The organism is Flavobacterium inviolabile (assembly GCF_013389455.1).
Lineage (GTDB): Bacteria > Bacteroidota > Bacteroidia > Flavobacteriales > Flavobacteriaceae > Flavobacterium > Flavobacterium inviolabile.
The window spans coordinates 840,442-860,936 of sequence record NZ_CP058278.1; the positions used below are offsets into that span (position 1 = coordinate 840,442).

Annotated in this window: 14 protein-coding genes; 13 read left to right on the forward strand and 1 reads right to left on the reverse strand. The window is 43.7% G+C overall.

Translation table 11 applies throughout. The features are described 5' to 3' along the window. Nucleotides 1-18: 18 nt before the first annotated feature. From HW120_RS03900 to HW120_RS03945, 10 genes are all read left to right on the forward strand, one after another. Complete coding sequence (locus tag HW120_RS03900; protein WP_177731019.1) at nucleotides 19-1,272, forward strand: TolC family protein; 1,254 nt, start codon at nucleotides 19-21, stop codon at nucleotides 1,270-1,272. After that, on the forward strand, nucleotides 1,273-2,274 hold the full coding sequence (locus HW120_RS03905) for an efflux RND transporter periplasmic adaptor subunit (protein WP_177731021.1): 1,002 nt from the start codon (nucleotides 1,273-1,275) through the stop codon (nucleotides 2,272-2,274). Nucleotides 2,275-2,285: 11 nt separating this feature from the next. After that, complete coding sequence (locus HW120_RS03910) at nucleotides 2,286-2,585, forward strand: DUF190 domain-containing protein (protein WP_177731023.1); 300 nt, start codon at nucleotides 2,286-2,288, stop codon at nucleotides 2,583-2,585. Nucleotides 2,586-2,588: 3 nt separating this feature from the next. Continuing rightward, on the forward strand, nucleotides 2,589-5,714 hold the full coding sequence (locus tag HW120_RS03915; protein WP_177731025.1) for an efflux RND transporter permease subunit: 3,126 nt from the start codon (nucleotides 2,589-2,591) through the stop codon (nucleotides 5,712-5,714). A gap of 199 nt (nucleotides 5,715-5,913) precedes the next feature. Then, nucleotides 5,914-7,134, forward strand: coding sequence for an aminotransferase class V-fold PLP-dependent enzyme (locus HW120_RS03920; protein WP_317168415.1), 1,221 nt, complete (start codon nucleotides 5,914-5,916; stop codon nucleotides 7,132-7,134). Nucleotides 7,135-7,146: 12 nt separating this feature from the next. Next, a complete protein-coding gene (locus HW120_RS03925; RefSeq protein WP_177731027.1) occupies nucleotides 7,147-7,626 on the forward strand; it encodes a hypothetical protein in 480 nt (159 codons plus the stop codon). A 4-nt stretch (nucleotides 7,627-7,630) separates the two neighbouring features. After that, nucleotides 7,631-8,050: a SufE family protein gene (locus HW120_RS03930; RefSeq protein WP_177731029.1), complete on the forward strand. Its 420-nt coding sequence runs from the start codon at nucleotides 7,631-7,633 to the stop codon at nucleotides 8,048-8,050. Between the two features lie 5 nt (nucleotides 8,051-8,055). Further along, nucleotides 8,056-8,379, forward strand: coding sequence for an SUF system Fe-S cluster assembly protein (locus HW120_RS03935; RefSeq protein WP_177731031.1), 324 nt, complete (start codon nucleotides 8,056-8,058; stop codon nucleotides 8,377-8,379). Nucleotides 8,380-8,397: 18 nt separating this feature from the next. Continuing rightward, the gene (locus HW120_RS03940; RefSeq protein ID WP_177731033.1) at nucleotides 8,398-8,901 is read left to right on the forward strand and encodes a DUF2480 family protein; all 504 of its coding nucleotides are present in this window, start codon (nucleotides 8,398-8,400) and stop codon (nucleotides 8,899-8,901) included. An 81-nt stretch (nucleotides 8,902-8,982) separates the two neighbouring features. Next, entirely contained in the window at nucleotides 8,983-9,855 is an 873-nt protein-coding gene (locus HW120_RS03945; RefSeq protein ID WP_177731035.1) for a DUF3078 domain-containing protein, read from the forward strand. 46 nt (nucleotides 9,856-9,901) lie between these two features. Here HW120_RS03945 and hflX read toward each other — a convergent pair whose 3' ends face one another. Continuing rightward, a complete protein-coding gene (hflX, locus tag HW120_RS03950; RefSeq protein ID WP_177731037.1) occupies nucleotides 9,902-11,137 on the reverse strand; it encodes a GTPase HflX in 1,236 nt (411 codons plus the stop codon). 164 nt (nucleotides 11,138-11,301) lie between these two features. On the opposite strand from hflX, the gene HW120_RS03955 reads away from it, so the two are divergent. The 3 genes from HW120_RS03955 to HW120_RS03965 all read left to right on the forward strand — a co-directional run bounded on the left by HW120_RS03955 (nucleotide 11,302) and on the right by HW120_RS03965 (nucleotide 20,389). Next, a complete protein-coding gene (locus tag HW120_RS03955) occupies nucleotides 11,302-17,502 on the forward strand; it encodes a fibronectin type III domain-containing protein (RefSeq protein ID WP_177731039.1) in 6,201 nt (2,066 codons plus the stop codon). Between the two features lie 72 nt (nucleotides 17,503-17,574). Then, nucleotides 17,575-18,498, forward strand: a complete 924-nt coding sequence (locus HW120_RS03960) for a PorP/SprF family type IX secretion system membrane protein (protein WP_177731041.1) — start codon at nucleotides 17,575-17,577, stop codon at nucleotides 18,496-18,498. Between the two features lie 19 nt (nucleotides 18,499-18,517). Next, the gene (locus HW120_RS03965) at nucleotides 18,518-20,389 is read left to right on the forward strand and encodes an OmpA family protein (RefSeq protein WP_177731043.1); all 1,872 of its coding nucleotides are present in this window, start codon (nucleotides 18,518-18,520) and stop codon (nucleotides 20,387-20,389) included. Nucleotides 20,390-20,495: the final 106 nt, after the last annotated feature.

Genomic DNA, 20,495 nt, shown 5'->3' on the forward strand with positions numbered 1-20,495 from the left:
TTTTCAATACTGTTTTATATGAAATTGAAACTATTTCTCACTTTTGTTTTACTGGTTACAGCAAAAGATGTTTTAATGTCGCAAACCGTTTATGACATTAAAACTGCCCTCCAAACGGCAAAAGCCAACAACCGGGAGCTAAAAACCGAACAGCTTAATGTTCAGGTGGCTCAGGCCGACGTTGTAACGGCAAAATTAAGACCCAATTTGTCGTTGAATAACCAGACGTTACAATTGGCAGAATCGGCACATTATGCTCCGGATACCAAATGGAGCAATTCCCAGAACAGACAGGTATGGTGGCAGTTAACCAAACAGTTCCAGCTGCCTTCGCAAAGAAAAAACAAAATTGATGTTGCGAATAAAGGTGTTGCGGTTACAGAAGCGAACTACAAGGATTTTGAGCGAAACTTACTAACGGAAGTTGCCATGAACTGGCTGGATGTATGGCTGTCGCAGAAAAAATGGCAAACCGCATTAATGGCAAAAAACAACTGGGATACGTTGGTTACCGTAAACAAAAGCCGTCTTAAAAACCAGGTGATCACCACTACAGATTACAGCAGGACAGAACTGGTAGCCAGTCAATACAACGTGCTGGCACAAACGGCAAAACAGGATTACCAGAACAAGCTCAACAACCTCAAATTCATTTTGGGCGTTACGGATGACATCACGATTGCCGGTGACGATGCCGTGGAGCTGGGCGCTCTGGCAAACCAGGAAGAACTGCTCAACAATGCTATCGAAAACAGAAGCGATATCAATGTACTTAAAAGCAATATTGAAGTCATGAAAAGCAATGTTTCCCTTCAAAAAAGCTTAGCCTATCCGCAGCCGGAACTGGGTGCTGTTTACAACCCGCAGAACAACGTTCCGTATGTCGGGATATACGCAACTATCGATCTGCCTTTTTTCGACAGAAACCAGGGAGAAATTAAAAAATCGCAGGTAACCAGAGATAAAGCAGAGCAGGAACTGATCACATCCAAGGAAAAGATCAAAACGGAGATCAGCAATGCCTATACCAGCTACAAACAATTTGAACAGAATGCGGCCAATCTGAAAAAAATGCGGGAACAATCCTATCACATTTTAGACAATGTGAAATATGCCTACATGAGAGGCGGAACCACGCTGATTGACTTTCTGGAAGCACAGCGAACCTGGTATGACACGCAGGAAAACTATTATGAAGCGATATACCAGCATAAAGAAAGTTACATCAAATTACTATATACAACAGGTTTAATACATCAAATAGCACAATAAATGAAAAGCGTTTTCTCACTCGTAATCATGATGCTCTTATTTTCTTGCAATTCCAAAGAAACCAAGAAAGAAGAAGCACCACAACCTCCAAAAGTCGAAGACAATGGTACCCGTATAACGTTTAAGGATAAAGCCATCTTTAAACTGTTTAAAACCGAAACAATAGCCGATGGTTCCATTACCGGCGACCTGGTTTCGGTAGGATTGGTAGGAGCTACCGTTTTAGGATCCGACTCCGGAAGTTCGAATAACATTGTTTTATTTGAAAACCCGGAACTGGCATCGAACTATACACAGTTAATCCAGCACCAGATCAATATTAAACAGATCAGCAATGTCAATATCAAACAAAGACAGATCGAGCTGGCCAGAGCAAAAGACCTGAACCTTCATGGCGCGATGACCGGACAGGAATTGCTGAATACCCAAACAGCGCTATCGATGGAAATGACGAATCTTTCCAATGAAAAAGCGGCGATAATCGAGCATGAAGCAATGCTGAAATCGGCGGGATTTGATCCGGACTTATTGCGCAGAGCGAAAAAAGGAACGGCTTATCTGGTGAGTGATATTCCGGAAAACCAGATCAGCAAACTGAAAGTGGGCGACATCTGCAGAATACAGTTTACCGCTTACCCGAATGATAAATTTACCGGGAAAATAGAAGCGATTGCCGACCGTGTGGATTTTACAACCCGTATGGTAAAACTCAGAATCGGACTGGACAATACCAACAATAAATTAAAAGTTGGAATGTATGCCAACGTTGCTTTCGGACTGGAAAGTGACAACACGATGAGTGTTCCTAAAATGGCGATCGTTACCGTTCAGGGAATGAACTATGTTTTCATTCAAAAAGACGATGCACAGTTTGAGAGAAGAAAAGTAGAAGTAGGGCAGCAAATTGGCGACAGAGTAGTAGTGTTTAGCGGAATAAACAAAGGAGAGAAAGTCGTTACCCAGGGAATAATGCAGTTAAAAGGATTGTCTTTTGGATATTAATTTTAAAAAGTATGATACAGGCTCAGATTTTTATTGATAAAGATGAATTGAAAGGTATCAAACCTTTATACGAATTCATTTTGCTGTTCTTATTGGAAAGAAATATTGCCGGCGCAACAGCTTTTGTGGGCATTATGGGATTTGGTAAACACCAGAAACTGAAGCGCCCCAACAGCGGGTTTTCATTTGATGAAACGCCGCTGGTAATTACTTTTATCGATGAAGAAGAAAAAGTGAAAAATGCGTTAACAGAATTAAGAAATCAATACAGCGGCGGTTTTATTATAACACAGGCTGTGGAACAATGGTAAAAAATGATTAAGAACTTACTTTTATTCTCACTGCGAAACCGATGGATCGTAGTGGGTATAAGCATCGCATTAATGCTTATAGGTTACCTGTGTTTCACACAACTAAAAATAGAAGCCTATCCGGATATTGCCGATACGAACGTAATTGTTGTGGCGCAGTATAAGGGAAGAGCGGCAGAAGAAGTAGAGCAACAGGTTACAGTAGCGATTGAAAGAGCGCTTCAGAATACACCAAATGTACTGGACAGAAGAAGCCGGACCATTTTTGGTTTGGGGATCGTTCAGCTTACGTTTAAAGACGGAACGGATGATTATTTTGCCAGACAGCAGGTTATGGAAAGACTGGCAACCGCAGAATTACCGGAAGGGGTAGATGTGGAACTGGCACCGTTATCGACTGCCGTAGGTGAAATTTTAAGATATGTGGTGGAAGCACCGCCAAGCTATACGCCAACGGAAATACGCGACTTGCAGGATTGGGTGATCAAACCGTATTTACTGCAAACAGACGGTGTGGCGGATATTACCACCTTTGGCGGACCGCTGAAACAATTTCACATTCAATTGTCGCCGGATAAACTTCGAAAATACAACCTGAGCATTGCCGATGTGGAAAGCAAAATTGTGGCCAACAACATTAACTCGGGCGGTAACACGATAGAACGTGGCGGACAGGCTTTTGCCGTTAGGGGATTAGGAGCCATCAAAACGGAAAAAGACATTGAAAATATCGTAATTAAAACGGCGAACGGCTTACCGGTATTTATCCGTGATGTGGGCGATGTGGAAATTGCACCACCATCTCCAAGCGGGGTTTTAGGATATACCATCAATGCCGAAAAAGTAGATGTGAGCAATGGCGTGGAAGGAATCGTATTGTTAAGAAGATACGAAAACCCGAGTGAAGCCTTACAGAAACTAAAACAGCGTATTACCGATTTGCAGGATCACGGCCTTCCGGAAGGGGTAACGATCAGAACACTATACGACAGAAGCTTCCTGATTAACCACTCTTTGGAAACCGTTGGAAAAACCTTGTTTGAAGGGGTTAGTATCGTAATCCTGGTTTTAATTTTCTTTTTAGGAAGTTTCAGAAGTGCGTTGGTAGTAGCTTTAACAATTCCGTTTTCACTGTTGTTTGCGTTTATCATCATGCGGTTAACCGGAATTCCGGCCAACTTATTATCCCTTGGTGCGATCGATTTTGGTATCATTGTAGACGGAGCCGTTGTAATGGCGGAACACCTGATCAGGAGGTACCGCAAGGCCAGTGTGGAAGAACGGAAAGAAGGAATTGTAGCGATAACGATGTTGTCTGCCCAGGAAGTAGGACGTGAGATTTTCTTTTCCGTGGCCATTATCATCCTGGCTTATATGCCAATATTGTTAATGACCCGTGTGGAAGGAAAACTGTTTTCACCAATGGCGCTTACATTATCTTTCGCGGTAATCGGTTCCATGCTGGCAGCCTTAACGTTAATCCCGGTATTGATCTCCTTTGTGTACAACAAAGTGGTATCCAATGTTGATGCGGAAATTAAAGAACACAAAAACGTTGTCCTGGACTTTTTAGATAAAAAATACAATAACTTTTTGTCGGTTACCCTGAGAAAATACAAAAGAACCGTTTATATCGGAATGTTTTTCGTGCTGGTTTTAATTGCTTTCGGAGCGAAACTGGGATCGGAATTTTTACCGGCATTGGATGAGGGTTCCATTTTTTTCAGAGGAAACTTTGCATCGGGCATTTCAATCCAGGAAAATGCAACATATTCTCCTAAGATCAGGAAAATCATAGCCAAGTATCCGCAGATATCATACGTTATTACGCAGGCAGGAAGAAATGATGACGGAACGGATCCTTTCCCGGCGAACCGAAACGAGATACTGATAGGACTGAAAGATTACAAACTGTGGAGCGATACCATTACGAAGAAAGATCTGGTAAAACGCATCAGCGCCGATCTGGAACACCAGCTGCCAAGCGTGCGGTTCTCATCCGGTCAGCCAATTATTGACCAGGTAATGGAAATTGTAACGGGTAGTGCTGCCGATCTTGCAGTGAGTATCGTCGGGGACGATTTAAAACTGATGCGGGCCAAAGCCGACAGTATCGTTTCGATTGTGAACAACATGAAAGGAAGTGCTTCCGTTAATATCGAGCAGGAAGGACCACAGGATCAGCTGTCGATTACCATTGACCGGGAAAAAACGGCCCGATTCGGGATCAATGTGTCCGATATCCAGGATATTATTGAAGCCGCGATTGGTGGAAAAGCCGTTACCACGCTATACGACGGGGTGAAACGCTATGATGTTATCGTGCGTTACCTGCCGCAGTATCGTGCCAATATTGATGAAATCAAAAACTTACTGGTAACCTCTACCAGCGGTTCGCTTATTCCTATCGAACAACTGGCAGATGTGAGCTTTATTCAGGGTCAGACCAACATTTACCACTATAACGGCAAACGTATGATTACCGTGAGAACCAATATTGTAGGCCGTGATCAGGTAGGTTTTGTAAATGAATTACAGGCAAAAATTAAAAAATCCATTCCAACGCCAAAAGGCTATGAAATCATATATGGAGGTCAGTATGAAAACCTGGAAAGAGCCGGTAAACAATTGTTAATGACTATTCCGTTAACCATCGGGCTGGTATTTATACTGTTGTTCTTCCTGTATAAAAATTTCAAAGATACCTTGTTAACAATGACCTGCATACTGTTTGCACTGGGCGGCGGAATCGTAGCCTTACTGCTTCGGGGTTATTATTTCAACGTATCGGCCGGAGTTGGTTTCGTTTCGATCTTCGGAATCTCAGTAATGGCAGGAGTATTGCTGGTTTCGGCGATGAACCGGGCAAGCCTGATCCCGGATGAAGAAGATTTCAAAGACAAGGTACAGCGAACAGCCAAAGAACAGCTGCGGGCCATCATGTCGATTATCATACTGGCCGTTCTGGGATTAATACCGGCAGCAATTTCTTCGGGAATTGGTTCCGATGTTCAACGACCGCTGGCAACGGTAATTATTGGCGGATTATTAAGTACACTACTGTTTACACCAATCGTCATTCCGCCGTTGTATTACTGGCTGCATCCGGAGAAAAAAAGAAAACCCTAAATAACGAAAGCCCCGATTACCGTCGGGGTTTTTTATTGGCATTCCGGCAAAAGACAAATAGCCTTAAATCTGTCTTAATTTATTCTTGTTTTAAATAAACATCCCGTAAATTTGCATAAAAATAAAATGAAACGGATTTGCAGGAGCTAATAACCTGCTTTGAAGTTCCGTCTGACCTTAAAAAACAAGACAAAATCAGATGAAAAAGATAGACATTCAGGCTGTAAGAGCCGATTTTCCAATACTTTCACAAACAGTTAACGGCAAACCATTAGTATATTTTGATAACGGAGCAACCGCTCAGAAACCGAAAGTGGTTATTGATGCGATTACAAAGTATTATGAAGAAATTAATGCCAATATTCACAGAGGCGTTCACACGTTGAGCCAGTTGGCTACAGATGCCTATGAAGTATCCCGTAACACGATACAAAGCCACCTGAATGCGAAGCACAACTATGAAATCATTTTTACTTCCGGGACCACACATGGCATCAATCTGGTTGCAAACGGTTTTGCCGCTATTCTGAAACCGGGCGATGAGGTAATGGTTTCGGCTATAGAACACCACAGCAACATAGTGCCGTGGCAGATGCTATGCGAACGCACCGGTGCCCGGCTGGTTGTCATCCCGATGAATGAAAACGGAGAATTGATCATGTCTGAATTTGACCGTTTGCTGAATGAAAAAACAAAGGTGATAACCGTTAACCATATTTCCAACGCATTGGGAACCCTTAACCCGATTGCGGAGATTATTGAAAAAGGACATAAAGTTGGTGCTGCCGTTTTAATTGACGGAGCGCAGGCAACACCGCACTTACGCCCGGATGTTCAGGAACTGGACTGTGATTTTTATGTGTTTTCAGGACACAAGGTTTGCGGGCCAACCGGTATCGGGATTTTATATGGTAAAGAAAGCTGGCTGAACCGGTTACCGCCGTATCAGGGTGGTGGGGAAATGATTAAAGAAGTGACTTTCGAAAAAACCACATACGCCGAACTGCCGCATAAATTTGAAGCGGGAACGCCCAATATCGCCGGAGGAATAGTGCTGGGTAAAGCCATTGACTATCTTAATTCCATCGGGTTTGACGCTATTGAAGCGCACGAACAGGAATTGCTGGCTTATGGAACACAACGACTATTGGAAATCGAAGGACTGAAAATATACGGAACCGGAGCTAAAAAGGCATCGGTAATTTCGTTTAATATTGAAGGCATTCACCCGTACGATATTGGTACGATTGTTGATAAATTAGGTATAGCGGTGAGAACCGGACACCATTGTGCACAGCCCATTATGAACTTTTTCGATATTCCGGGAACGGTAAGAGCCTCTTTTGCTTTTTATAATACCAAGGAAGAAATTGATATATTTGTAGAAGCGGTTAAAAAAGCACAGCAAATGTTATCCTAAAAAACAAAAAAGATGAAACTATTAACGCTTTTAGTAGCAGTTGTTGTTAGCTGTACAAGCTGCAACTCTGCCCAGCAAAAAACAACTGACGATTCCGGTAATACAACAACAGCAACCATGAAACAGGAAAAGGAATCACCCGTTTTTGAATATGAAGCCTCTTCAAGAGGACTTTATACTAAAATTGTTCTGGACAATAAAGCCTTAAAAGTTGTAAAGGGAAGAGGCGACTCGGCAGTGCCGAAAACTATTGCGGTTTCCGATAAAGACTGGAATGAAATCCTGGGGTATTTTAAAAACCTGGATTTAGCCGGAATCCCGAATCTGAAAGCACCTACCGAAAAAAGATTTTATGACGGAGCGGCTATGGCAAACTTTAAAGTAATAACAAAAGACGGCACCTATGCTTCCGATACTTTTGACCATGGATTTCCGCCGGCAGCCATTGCAAAAATTGTAAACAAACTAAACGAACTGACTGAAAAAAAATAAAACAATGACCATAAAAGATATTCAGGAAGAAATAGTCGATGAGTTTTCCATGTTTGACGACTGGATGCAGCGATACGAATATATTATCGAATTGGGGAAAAGCTTGCCGCTGATTGATGAAGAATATAAAAAAGAAGAAAATATAATCAAAGGATGCCAGTCGAAAGTATGGCTTCACGGAGAAGAACAAAACGGTAATATTGTTTTTACGGCCGATAGCGATGCCATATTGACCAAAGGAATTATTGCCATATTGATCCGCACGTTTTCCAATCAGTCGCCGCAGGCAATACTGGAAGCGAATACGGATTTCATTGACGAAATCGGATTAAAGGAACACTTGTCGCCAACCCGTGCCAACGGATTGGTGTCAATGATTAAACAAATAAAAATGTATGCTTTGGCGTTTCAGGCCAAAAACTAAAGAATATGGAAGAGTTTAACGATACAATCAATTTGGGAGAGGATGTTGTAAAAGTACTGAAAGGTATTTATGATCCGGAAATCCCTGTGGATATTTACGAATTGGGTTTGATTTATGACGTGATGATCAACGAGGATAACGACGTAAAAATCCTGATGACTTTAACATCTCCTAACTGTCCGGTAGCAGAAACGCTGCCTATGGAAGTGGAAGAAAAAATCAAATCCATTAATGCTGTTAAATCCTGTGAGGTGGAAATCACGTTCGATCCGCCCTGGAGTAAGGATTTAATGAGCGAAGAAGCCAAACTGGAATTGGGAATGCTGTAATCAACTGGCAATAAAAAAATGGAAGAAATTGTAAATAGGGTTGCCAATAGCGCTCTGGAGGTTTTTGACCTGGAGGATTATTATCCGGAAGGACAGCGGTTTGCGATTGATATTGCCCAATGGCTGTTTGAAGGATTTGTCCTGCGCGAAAAAGACTTTCGGGAGCAATTAAAAAATTTCGACTGGTCGGTTTATAAAGGTGGCTATGTGGCTTTGTTCTGCTCAACGGATGCGATAGTCCCGGCATGGGCCTATATGCTCATTACATCTTATTTAAAGCCGTTTTCCGAGAAAGTCTACCTCGGTTCCCTTTCGCAGATGGAAACCTCTTTATTTCAGGATATTTTAAACCGGCTGGATTATTCGGCCTATGAAGGTAAGCCTGTTATTATTAAAGGCTGCTCTAAAAAACCGGTTCCGCAGGAAGTATATGTGCTGGCGACAGAAAAATTAATGCCTGTTGCCAAAAGCATTATGTTTGGCGAAGCCTGTTCTGCCGTACCGATTTACAAGAGAAAATAGACTTTTGTCGGTTTTTACGTCGTAATTTTGTGATTTTTTTGTGTTTTTTTGTTACTTTGTGTGAACAGAAAAACCTTATCTATGAGAAAAATTGCTTTTTCACTGCTTTGTTTCATCGGTACGATTGCCGTACAAGCACAGGAAACCGTTCAGGATACGACCAAACACTGGACGAAAAAAGGAAATGTTTCGTTTCTTTTTAATCAATCTGCTTTTAATAACTGGGTTGCCGGAGGTGAGAATAATATCGCAGGTAATCTGGGTATAAATTACGATTTTAACTACAAAAAAGGACCGTGGTCCTGGGATAACAAGATTATCGCAGCCTACGGACTTGTAAAAACAAAGAACTCCGCTTTTGAGAAAAAAACGGATGACCGTTTCGAGTTTAACTCCCTGCTTGGAAAAAAAGCTTCAGGATATTGGTACTATTCTGCTTTTTTAAACTTTAAAACCCAGATGACAAAAGGATATGTTTACGGCACGGATACTGATGGTGCAGAAACGCGTTCGGAATATACGAACTTCCTGTCTCCGGGATATCTGACTTTTGGTCCGGGTATGCTGTGGAAGAAAAGCGATAACCTTAAAGTGAATCTGGCACCGGCTACTTCTAAAGTGACCATAGTAGACAAAGATTTTACCCTTCCCAACAATGCCTATTTTGGCGTGGATCAGGGGAAAAGTTTACGTTATGAACTTGGTTTTTATGCTTCCGGGTACTATAAATTCAGTTTAATGGAAAACGTTTCGTTTGAAAACATCCTGAGTTTGTATTCGAACTATCTGGAAGATCCGCAAAATATCGATTTGGATTACCAGTTAAACATCGTGATGAAAATCAATAAATACCTGTCAACGAATTTAGCGTTCCAGACCATTTATGATGACAATGCCTTCAAAGGATTCCAGATCCGTCAGGTTTTGGGAGTGGGTATTAATTACGGTTTCTGATAACCATTATAGAAATAAAAAAAGCCCGATCAAATCGGGCTTTTTTTTATGCTTCATTGTCTTCTTTTTCAACAGCATCCTTATAATCGGGATATAAGAAATTGTTATACGGGAAACGGGTAATGTGAATGGTTCTTACCGCTTCATATACTTTTTCCCGGAATTCCTCGAAATTCTCTTTGTTCGTTGCCGAAATAAACAGCGCATTATCTTCTCCCACTTTAGACATCCAGGTGTTTTTCCAGTCTTCAAGGGTATAGTGCTTGCTGGTACGTTCCGTGATCAGATCATCGTTGGCTATCGTTAAATGCTTGTAGGCATCAATCTTATTGAACACCATGATGGTTGGCTTGTCGGCACTCTTGATGTCCTGTAAAATCTGGTTTACCGAGGCGATATGATCTTCAAAATCAGGATGTGAGATATCAACCACATGCAATAATAAATCGGCTTCGCGAACTTCATCCAGCGTACTTTTAAAGGATTCTACCAATTGTGTCGGAAGCTTGCGGATAAAACCTACCGTATCCGATAACAGGAACGGAAGATTTTTAATAACCACTTTCCGAACGGTAGTGTCCAGTGTTGCAAACAATTTGTTTTCAACAAAAACGTCACTTTTTCCAATCGCATTCATTAAGGTCGACTTTCCAACATTGGTATATCCCACTAAAGCCACACGAACCATCGCTCCGCGGTTACTGCGCTGTACCGACATCTGTCTGTCGATCGTGCGGATTTTTTCTTTTAGCAAAGCAATCCTGTCCCTTACAATTCGACGGTCGGTTTCGATCTCCGTTTCTCCGGGACCACGCATACCAATACCACCCCGCTGACGCTCCAGGTGGGTCCACATACCGGAAAGCCTTGGCAGCAAATATTGGCATTGTGCCAGTTCAACCTGTGTACGGGCATAGGAAGTCTCTGCTCTTTGTGCAAAGATGTCCAGGATAAGATTCGTTCTGTCCAGTACTTTACAATCCAGTACCCTTGTAATATTTTTTTGCTGAGCGGGAGTTAACTCGTCATCAAAAATAACCGTCTTAACATCATTATCTTTTATATAATAATTGATCTCCTCCATTTTACCGGTTCCTACAAATGTTTTAGGATTTGGTTTTTCCATCTTTTGGGAAAAGCGTTTAATGACCTCCCCACCGGCAGTAAAAGTAAGGAATTCCAGCTCGTCGAGATACTCACTAAGTTTCTCTTCCGACTGCTCCTTAGTAATGATCCCTACTATTACAGTCTTTTCAAAATTGATTACTTCTTTTTCTAGCATTTTATTCTTTTGAATTGCAAAAATAAGCAATTCCTGCCGAATCAGATGTGTTAAAATATTGTAACAAAAAACGGTTTTTTTGTTTATTTTAGAAATATAAGTTATTTATTTGTTAAATAGGCATTATATTTAAAAACTACTAAAACTATATAACACAAATGCTTATGAAAAAAATTACGCTTTTAATTTTTATGTCATTATTGAGTTTTGTGGGCTTTTCCCAGACTTTCCCTGAAGGTTTTGAGGGAGCTTCTGCCTTGCCAACAGGCTGGCTGATCCTTGATAATGGTGTAGGAATGGGTCCATCAAACACCAATTTATGGCTTCGAAGTGGGCCTAACTCGGCGACTTCACCGCCACACACCGGGCAATATGCCTATTCCGTTGAACGGGTAAACATTGGAATCGGTAATACCGAAGAAGACTGGTTAATCACTCCCCCGGTTACCATTCCCGCAAACGGACAATTACGCTTTTTTGCACAACAAGGCCGTGCCGGAGATCAGGGATCTAAATTACAGGTTCGTATCTCAACCGGCAACGATCAGAGTAACATGAGCAGCTATACCATAATGGCTGCCGATTTAACCGAATCACAAATTTCTTCTGCAGCAGGAACCTATGCCGAACAGGTAATTAACCTTGCCGGGCTCAATCTTGCCAACCAAAGTGTCTATATCGCTTTTGTAAGGGTTTATACCCAGCCTACAGCAGCTGTGGGCGGTGACCGTTTTGTGATTGATGATATTAATTTAGTACAGCGATGTCTGGATCCTACAAATGGTGTTGCAAATACCATAACCACCACAACGGCTGCCCTGTCATGGACCAATCCAAGCGGTTCTGCCAATTGGGAAATTGAAGTAGTACCTTCTGCTTCTCCATTAACAGGAGTGGGAACAGCAATAACAACAAATCCTTATACAGCACAAAATTTAACGCCGGGTACGGTTTACCAGTACCGCGTACGTTCCAAATGTACAGGAGGTACAACCGATGTGTACAGTGATTGGGCTGGACCTTTTTACTTTACGACCGTATCTTTAGGACAAACCTGTGCCGCCCCGATTGTTATTGGCGGACTGCCATATTCTACAACGGATAACACGGCGAACTACGGGAACAACATCACCAGCAGTCAAGGAACAACCGGCTGTGGTACCACAACAAACTACCTGACCGGTAACGATGTCGTATATGCCTATACGGCCACAACTACCGGGATAATCGATATTTCCATGACCCCTACAGCAACCTATTCCGGTATTTTTGTTTATAACAATTGTGCCAATATAGGAACCAGCTGTTTGGCGGGTGTAGGGAACTCGAATTCCAATATCCGGAATATTACAAACTTTCCGGTAACTGCCGGAACGACCTATTATTTTGTGATTTCAACCAATGCTACACCGGTATCTACAGGCTACACTTTGGTGATTCAGCAAATTAACTGTTTGCCGCCAACAGCTTTAGCCGTAGGAGCCTTAAACATGACTTCTGCCGATCTAAGCTGGGGGAATCCTTCCGGAGCAACAGAATGGCAGGTGGCGGTACAGCTTCCGGGAGCCGGAGTACCAGCCGGAGCCGGAACAACGGTTACAGCCATGCCTTATACAGCCACTACCACATTGGCCGGAGCCGCTTTAACTGCCGGAACAGCCTATGAATATTATGTAAGAGCAAAATGTCCGGACGGATCGTTCAGCCAATGGTCCGGGCCAAAACCATTCCAGACACCGCTTTGTAACAATGCCTGTAACTTCAATTTCATCATGAGAGATACCTATGGTGACGGCTGGAACGGCAATACGATCAGCATCAAACAAAACGGAGTAGTTATCGGAACGCTAACAGGACCGGCAGCTGCCGACGGAACAAACCCGGTAACGGCGCAGATAGCGTTATGTTCGGGAATTCCGTTTGAAGTATACTGGAATGCCGGAGGAAGCTACCCGGCAGAAGTAGGCCTTACGGTAGTAACACCTTTTGGCGTTACCCTTTACACCAAACCACCGGGAACCGGTTCTCAGGACAGTTTGTTATATACCGGACCAACGGATTGTACTCCGCCAACATGTCCGCAGCCAACGGCGCTGACGACCAGTAATATTACCATGAATTCCGTTCAGGTATCCTGGACAGAAGCCGGAACGGCTACGGCATGGGAAGTGATTGCCTTACCGGCAGGATCACCTTCGCCGAATACAATACCGCCAACAACAGGTATCGTATCGGTAACGACAACACCATCAACAATATTGACATTAACATCAGATACCGCTTTTGATATTTATGTAAGAGCCGTTTGCAGCCCTACCGATTCCAGTTACTGGACTGGAGCAGCGACTATCAGAACCCTGCCTAACTATTGTGGCGGCGATCATTTCTATGATCCGGGAGGGGCATCAGGAGATTATGGCAATAGCGCTAACGTTACAACTACCATTTGCCCTGCTGCTGCCGGTCAGATTGTAACGGTAGAATTCAACAGCTTTGATACAGAAGCAAATTATGATTTTGTAAGAGTATATGACGGAACGGGAACAGCCGGAACCTTATTAGGAACTTACACCGGAAACTTAACCGGAGCGAATTTACCGGGACCATTTGAGTCTGCACCGGGAAGCTGTTTAACCTTTGTATTTACTTCCGATGGAAGCGGTGTTCGTCCGGGTTGGGATGCTACCGTTACCTGCGGGCCGCCGCCAACTTGTCCGAAGCCGACAGCATTCAATACAACCAATCCTACAAGTGGTTCCGTTCAGTTAACCTGGACAGAAACCGGAACGGCAACCAGCTGGGAAGTGATGGCTGTACCGGCAGGAACACCATCACCCAATTCGAACCCGGTTCCGTCAACGGCCATCACGGCCATCGTGACGTCACCACCGCCTTATGTGTTAAACGGGCTGGATTCGGATACCAATTATGATTTCTATGTGCGAGCCCTTTGCAGTACTACCGATAAGAGTACCTGGACAGGACCAAGAAACAGCAAAACATTACCGGATTATTGCGGAGGCGATCATTTCTATGATACCGGAGGCGCAACCGGAGATTATGCCAATAGCGCCAACGTTACAACGACTATTTGTCCTGTAAATGCTACCGATATTGTTACGATTGAATTCAATAGTTTCAATACGGAAGCCGGCTATGATTACTTAAGGGTATATGAAGGAACCGGAACGGCAGGAACACTGTTGGGAACCTTTAACGGCAACCTGACCGGTGCCAATTTACCGGGACCTTTTGAATCTGCTGCTCCGGGAGGCTGTATCACTTTTGTGTTCACTTCCGATGGAAGCGGTGTGCGTCCGGGATGGGATGCTACCGTTACCTGCGGACCGCCGCCAACATGTCCGAAGCCAAAGAACTTAGCGGCTTCGAACCCTACGAGCAATTCGGTTCAGTTAACATGGCTGGAAATGGGAACGGCAACCAGTTGGGAAGTTGTGGCTGTTCCGGTGGGGACACCATCACCTAACACAACGCCACTGCCGTCCACAGCAATTACAGCTATTGTAAATACACCGCCGCCGTATACTTTTGGCGGACTGCAGCCTTTCACAGCCTATGATTTTTATGTGAGAGCCCTTTGTAGTGCTACCGATGTCAGTTTATGGTCTTTACCGGTTACTTTTACAACAGCGATTGGGAATGACAATTGTAGTGCCGCCTATACCTTACCGGTTAATTTAACCAATGAATGTACACAAATAACCGCAGTTTCGTTCTTTGGTTCTACCGCTTCTCCTGAAGCAGGTACCTGCGGAACGGCCAATGGCGGTGACATCTGGTTTCAATTTACAGCAACAAACAGTACCCATCTGATAGAATTGTTAAACTTTACCGGCAGCCCGCTTCCGATTGTTCTAACGATGTATCAAGGGGATGTGTGCGGTAACCTGACCCAGTTGTATTGTAGTTTCAATAACTCGATAACTGCAACAGGCTTACAGCCGAATACGGTTTATAAAATCAGAGCGACGATCAATTCAAACAGTGCGACTCAGAATGTTAATTTTGACATTTGTGTGAAAACACCAACGCCACCGGCAAATAATAATAGTTCCGATTGTTTGATCAATACAGTAAATGCCGATTTTGAATTACCGGATATCGTTTCGACTTCAATCTATCCGCAGATGATTAACCACAATACGGTATTGGGATGGAGAACAACGGCATCGGATCAGATCATGGAATTCTGGAATACACCGAATTATGAAAGTGTACCGGCCTATTCCGGAACACAGTTTATTGAGCTGAATGCCAATGAAGTTTCCGGAGTTTACCAGGATTACCTGACACCAGTGACCACACAGTTTACCTATGGTTTTGCCCATAGAGGAAGAATGGGTGTGGATTCCTGCGGATTGTATGCAGGACCTCCGGGCGGACCTTATACTTTGGTAACCAGCGTGTCGACAGATAAAACGGCATGGGGTTATTATACCGGGAATTATACTGTTCCGGTTGGACAAACCGTTACCCGATTTATTTTCCAATCTATTTCGAGCTCGGGTGGAAATCCGAGTGTGGGGAACTTTTTGGATAATATTAATTTTACCGCCAATAATGGTATTATTTCGCCTAATCCGCTGAATTTAAGCTGTACCAATAACTTAGCAAACGTTTCGGCTGCTGGAGTAGGAACGTGGTCTGCCCACAGCAGTAACCCGGCGACTACTGTTATTGCTAATCTGAACTTAAACAATACAACTATTTCCGGTTTTACCGTTGGCGGAACATACAAATATGACTGGACAACATTATATTGTATCAGTACATTGGAAATTGTTTTTGACGATAATGGAAATATACAGCCAACGTTTACAGCCGTGACACCAATCTGTCCGGGCGCTACGGCACCGGTTTTACCATTGACTTCGATAGAAGGGATTACCGGAACCTGGAATCCGGCAGTAGTGGATAATATGGCAACGGCAACCTATACTTTCACACCAAATGCAGGTCAGTGTGCCACTACGGCTACACTAACGGTTACGGTGAATACCGGAACTACGCCAACGTTTACGCAGATTCCGCCATTTTGTGCAAATATAACCACTGGTCCGCCAATTTTACCGGGCACTTCTTTAGAAGGCATAACCGGAACCTGGTCGCCGCCATTGGTGAGTAATGTTGCTACAGGAACCTATACGTTTACTCCTGATGCAGGACAATGTGCCGCGACAACGCAAATGACAGTTGTGGTTAATCAACCGGTTGTCCCTACGTTTGCAGCAATTCCGGCAATCTGTCCGAATGATCCTGCACCGGCATTACCGGCAACTTCCCAGGAAGGAATTCCGGGAACCTGGAATCCGGCAGTAGTGGATAATACAACTACAACGACTTATATGTTTACACCGGCTTCCGGTAACTGTGCCGCAAACGGTTCGTTAACCATCACGGTTAACCCGGGTGTTCAGCCAACGTTTGCCCAGATCGCACCGTTCTGTACCAATGCTACAGTACCGGTATTACCGACAACTTCTCTGGAAGGTGTAACGGGAACCTGGTCACCGGCTGTGGTGAGCAGCACCGCAACAGGAACCTATACCTTTACCCCGACAACAGGACAATGCGGAAGCCCGGCTACGATGACCATCACCGTTATCCCGGCTACCCAGCCTACCTTTACACCGGTAGCAGCAATATGCCCTGGCGATACCGCACCGGTATTGCCGACAACTTCTCTGGAAGGCGTAACAGGCACCTGGTCACCGGCTGTGGTGAGCAACACTGCAACAGGTACCTATACCTTTACACCAACAACAGGACAATGTGCTCAAAACGCAACATTAACCGTAACGGTTCAGGGAGCCTTTACCTATGAGATCTTCGGAGACTGTATCGGTAATGAATTTGTACTGAACGTACAAAACGCTGATGGTGCGCTGGATCTGAGCAATGCCCACTTCCAGTGGTACAATAGCACCGGAGCTCCGGTAGGCAACGATAACGTTAGCTTTAATGTAACCAACTATTATACTTCCTCAGGTACGACTCCTGTGCTTCCGGCACAGTTCAGCGTAAAAGTAACCACGGCAGCCGGCTGCTCGTTAGAGAAATCCTATACGGTAGAACAGATCTACTGTCAGATCCAGAGAGGTATCTCTCCAAACGGCGACGGACTGAACGATACTTTTGACCTGACCGGATTTAATGTTGAAAAACTAGGCATCTTCAACCGTTATGGAACAGAAGTCTTCAAACACGGAGCGGGTTACACCAATCAGTGGTTCGGACAATCCAATGGCGGAAATGAACTACCAGACGGTACTTACTTCTATGTTATAGAATTAAAAGGCAGCGAGACTAAAACAGGTTGGATTTATATCAACAGAGAGAAATAAGTAGTAACTATTTTAATAAAGCAGCTGTTCACCTTATTGTGAACAGCGCTTTATTCCACAAAAATTACACCAATGAAGAAAATATATTTGACCGCCTTTTTAGCCTTTATCGGTTTATATGAGGCCTCAGCACAACAAGATCCGCATTATACACAATACATGTATAATATGAACGTCATCAACCCTGCTTATGCAGGTTCTAAAGAAAGCCTTTCCGGAGGATTGCTATACCGTAAACAATGGGTAGATCTGGACGGAGCTCCTTCAACGGCAACCTTCGCGGCCAGCAGCCCGGTGGGTAAGAATGTCGGATTGGGACTTTCGGTGATCTCCGATAAGATAGGACCGGTAAAAGAAAACAACGTATATGCCGATTTCTCCTATACCCTGAACCTGGGCGGAGAACACAAACTGGCTTTAGGGATCAAGGCCGGAGCAACCTTTCATAAGATCGGATTGTTCGACCAGATCGGTAACGGGTTCGTGCCCGATGCCAATGACCCGGCATTTGCTCAAAACACCAGCCGTACCTTCTTTAACGTAGGAAGCGGGATCTTCTATTATACCAATAAGTATTACATGGCCCTTTCGGTTCCCAATATGCTAAGCAATACCTACCTGGATTATGACGGAAAGAAATTCGGTTCCGACAAACAACATTACTTCTTAACTGGGGGATATGTATTTGATTTGAACGAAAACCTGAAATTCAAACCGTTCTTCTTAGTTAAGTCGGCTTTCGATGCACCGGTATCCCTGGATGTGTCTACCAACTTCCTGTTTTATGATAAATTCGAAATCGGAGCTACCTATCGTTTGGATGATTCCTTCGGAGCAATGGTTAATTATGCTATCACTCCGGGACTTCGAATCGGATATGCTTACGACCATATCGTATCCGACCTGAAAGTAACCACACCTTCTTCTCACGAAGTGATCCTTCTTTTTGATGTGAACTTCTCTAAGAAAGTGTCCCGATCTCCAAGATATTTCTAATATAAAAGCGACCTAAGACATGAAGAATTTATATATCACTTTAAGTTTTGTGATCGCCAGTTCGACACTATCGGCACAAAACAAAGACACCAAAAACGCAGACAGACTCTTTAACCGTTTTGAGTATGTGGACGCGGCAAGCGAATACCTCAAACTGGTAGACAAAGGAAAAGCAGACGGTTATGTATACAAACAACTGGCCGATAGCTACTACAATGTATTCAACGCTGCCGAAGCCAGTAAATGGTATGCCAAGGCCCTGACCGAAAAACAGGATGCCGAGACCTATTACCGCTATGCACAGATGCTTAAAGCAGACGGAAAATATGAAGAAGCGAACAAACAGCTGCAGAAGTTTGCCAATATGGCACCAAACGATCAGCGTGCGGTAGCTTTCAAACAAAACCCGAACTATCTGCCTAAGCTGAATGAAAAAGCAAAATCCTTCGACATCAAATCATTGGATATTAACAGCGACAAGTCCGATTTCGGAGCCATGTTAAGCAACGACAATACCCTGTATTTTGCCTCGGCCCGTAATACCTCCCGTAAAACCTACGGTTGGAACGAACAGCCTTACCTGGACCTGTACAGTGCGGTATACAACGCCGATGGTACTTTCAGCCAGCCAACAGCTGTGGAAGGGGTAAACACCAAGTTCCATGACGGACCGGCAAGCATCAGTGCAGACGGAAACACCATGTACCTGGCCAGTGAGAGTTTTAACGAAGGCTTGTTTGAAAAAGACAAGGCTCAGAAGTTAAAGTTCGGACAGGTGGCACTTTTCAAATCGGTTAAAGCCGATGGAAAATGGAGCAAACCAACGCCGCTGCCTTTTAACAGCAAAGACTACTCGACCAGCAATCCGAGTTTAAGCAAAGATGGCAAAACATTATACTTCTCTTCCAACATGCCCGGATCTGTAGGGGGTGTGGATATCTGGAAAGTAAGTGTGAATGCCGATGGCTCTTTCGGAACTCCGGAGAACTTAGGCAAGAAGATCAATACCGAAGGAAACGAGAGTTTCCCGTTTATTACCGATGAGAACAAATTGTATTTCTCTTCCGATGCCCGTCAGGGATTCGGAGGCATGGATGTTTATGTGATCGATCTTAACAAAGGAACCGAGGCTGCCAATGTGGGCAAACCGGTAAACTCTGAAAAAGACGATTTCGCATTCAGCTTCAATACCGCTAAAAACATCGGGTTTGTATCCAGTAACCGTGGCGGGGTAGACAACATCTACAGTGCCACTCCGGTATGTGGGGTGGAAGTGGTTTCTTTAGTGAGAGATGCTAAAACAGGTTCTAAATTATCAGGAGCCCGCGTAGCGATCTTAGACGAGAAGAACAACATCATCGCTACCAAAACAACGGCGGCAGACGGAACAGTATCTTACGATGTGGAGTGTGACAAAGCCTACACCCTTCAGGTAGCCAAAGACGGTTATGAGAGCAATAACTTCCCGGTGAGTAAAACAAGAGGCGGTATTGTTAATATCAATGCCGACTTACAGCCAATCGATGTAATTGTAACCGAAACCGAGATCATCCTGAATGATATTTACTTTGAATACGACAAGAGCAACATTACCCAACAAGGGGCGTTTGAGTTAGACAAACTGGTTCAGGTAATGAAAAACAACCCGGCTATGGTGATCATGGTGAAATCCCATACCGATAGCAGAGGTAGTGACCAGTACAACATGAACCTGTCCGACAGAAGAGCAAAATCAACCGTTCAGTACATCATCTCTAAAGGAATCGCGAAAGACAAAATATCCGGTAAAGGATATGGCGAAAGCGAGCCGAAAGTGAACTGTGGCGAGAATTGCAGCGAAGAGGAATATGCGAAAAACAGAAGATCCGAATTCTTAATTGTTAAGAAATAAGATTCTTTCTTCATCAAATAAGAAAAGGGCGGTCATCTGACCGCCCTTTTTATTGGATTAACGCTGTTTTCCGGTAAAGGTGGGTAAATCCGTGATCTTTTAAAAA

Excerpts from the sequence above, each read along its gene's own strand:
- HW120_RS03935 (WP_177731031.1), top strand. The coding sequence starts at position 8,056 with ATGGAAGAGTTTAACGATACAATCAATTTGGGAGAGGATGTTGTAAAA.
- HW120_RS03925 (WP_177731027.1), top strand. The coding sequence starts at position 7,147 with ATGAAACTATTAACGCTTTTAGTAGCAGTTGTTGTTAGCTGTACAAGC.
- HW120_RS03910 (WP_177731023.1), top strand. The coding sequence starts at position 2,286 with ATGATACAGGCTCAGATTTTTATTGATAAAGATGAATTGAAAGGTATC.
- HW120_RS03900 (WP_177731019.1), top strand. The coding sequence starts at position 19 with ATGAAATTGAAACTATTTCTCACTTTTGTTTTACTGGTTACAGCAAAA.
- HW120_RS03915 (WP_177731025.1), top strand. The coding sequence starts at position 2,589 with ATGATTAAGAACTTACTTTTATTCTCACTGCGAAACCGATGGATCGTA.
- HW120_RS03930 (WP_177731029.1), top strand. The coding sequence starts at position 7,631 with ATGACCATAAAAGATATTCAGGAAGAAATAGTCGATGAGTTTTCCATG.
- HW120_RS03920 (WP_317168415.1), top strand. The coding sequence starts at position 5,914 with ATGAAAAAGATAGACATTCAGGCTGTAAGAGCCGATTTTCCAATACTT.
- HW120_RS03940 (WP_177731033.1), top strand. The coding sequence starts at position 8,398 with ATGGAAGAAATTGTAAATAGGGTTGCCAATAGCGCTCTGGAGGTTTTT.
- HW120_RS03965 (WP_177731043.1), top strand. The coding sequence starts at position 18,518 with ATGAAGAATTTATATATCACTTTAAGTTTTGTGATCGCCAGTTCGACA.
- HW120_RS03945 (WP_177731035.1), top strand. The coding sequence starts at position 8,983 with ATGAGAAAAATTGCTTTTTCACTGCTTTGTTTCATCGGTACGATTGCC.
- hflX (WP_177731037.1), bottom strand. The coding sequence starts at position 11,137 with ATGCTAGAAAAAGAAGTAATCAATTTTGAAAAGACTGTAATAGTAGGG.
- HW120_RS03905 (WP_177731021.1), top strand. The coding sequence starts at position 1,273 with ATGAAAAGCGTTTTCTCACTCGTAATCATGATGCTCTTATTTTCTTGC.
- HW120_RS03960 (WP_177731041.1), top strand. The coding sequence starts at position 17,575 with ATGAAGAAAATATATTTGACCGCCTTTTTAGCCTTTATCGGTTTATAT.
- HW120_RS03955 (WP_177731039.1), top strand. The coding sequence starts at position 11,302 with ATGAAAAAAATTACGCTTTTAATTTTTATGTCATTATTGAGTTTTGTG.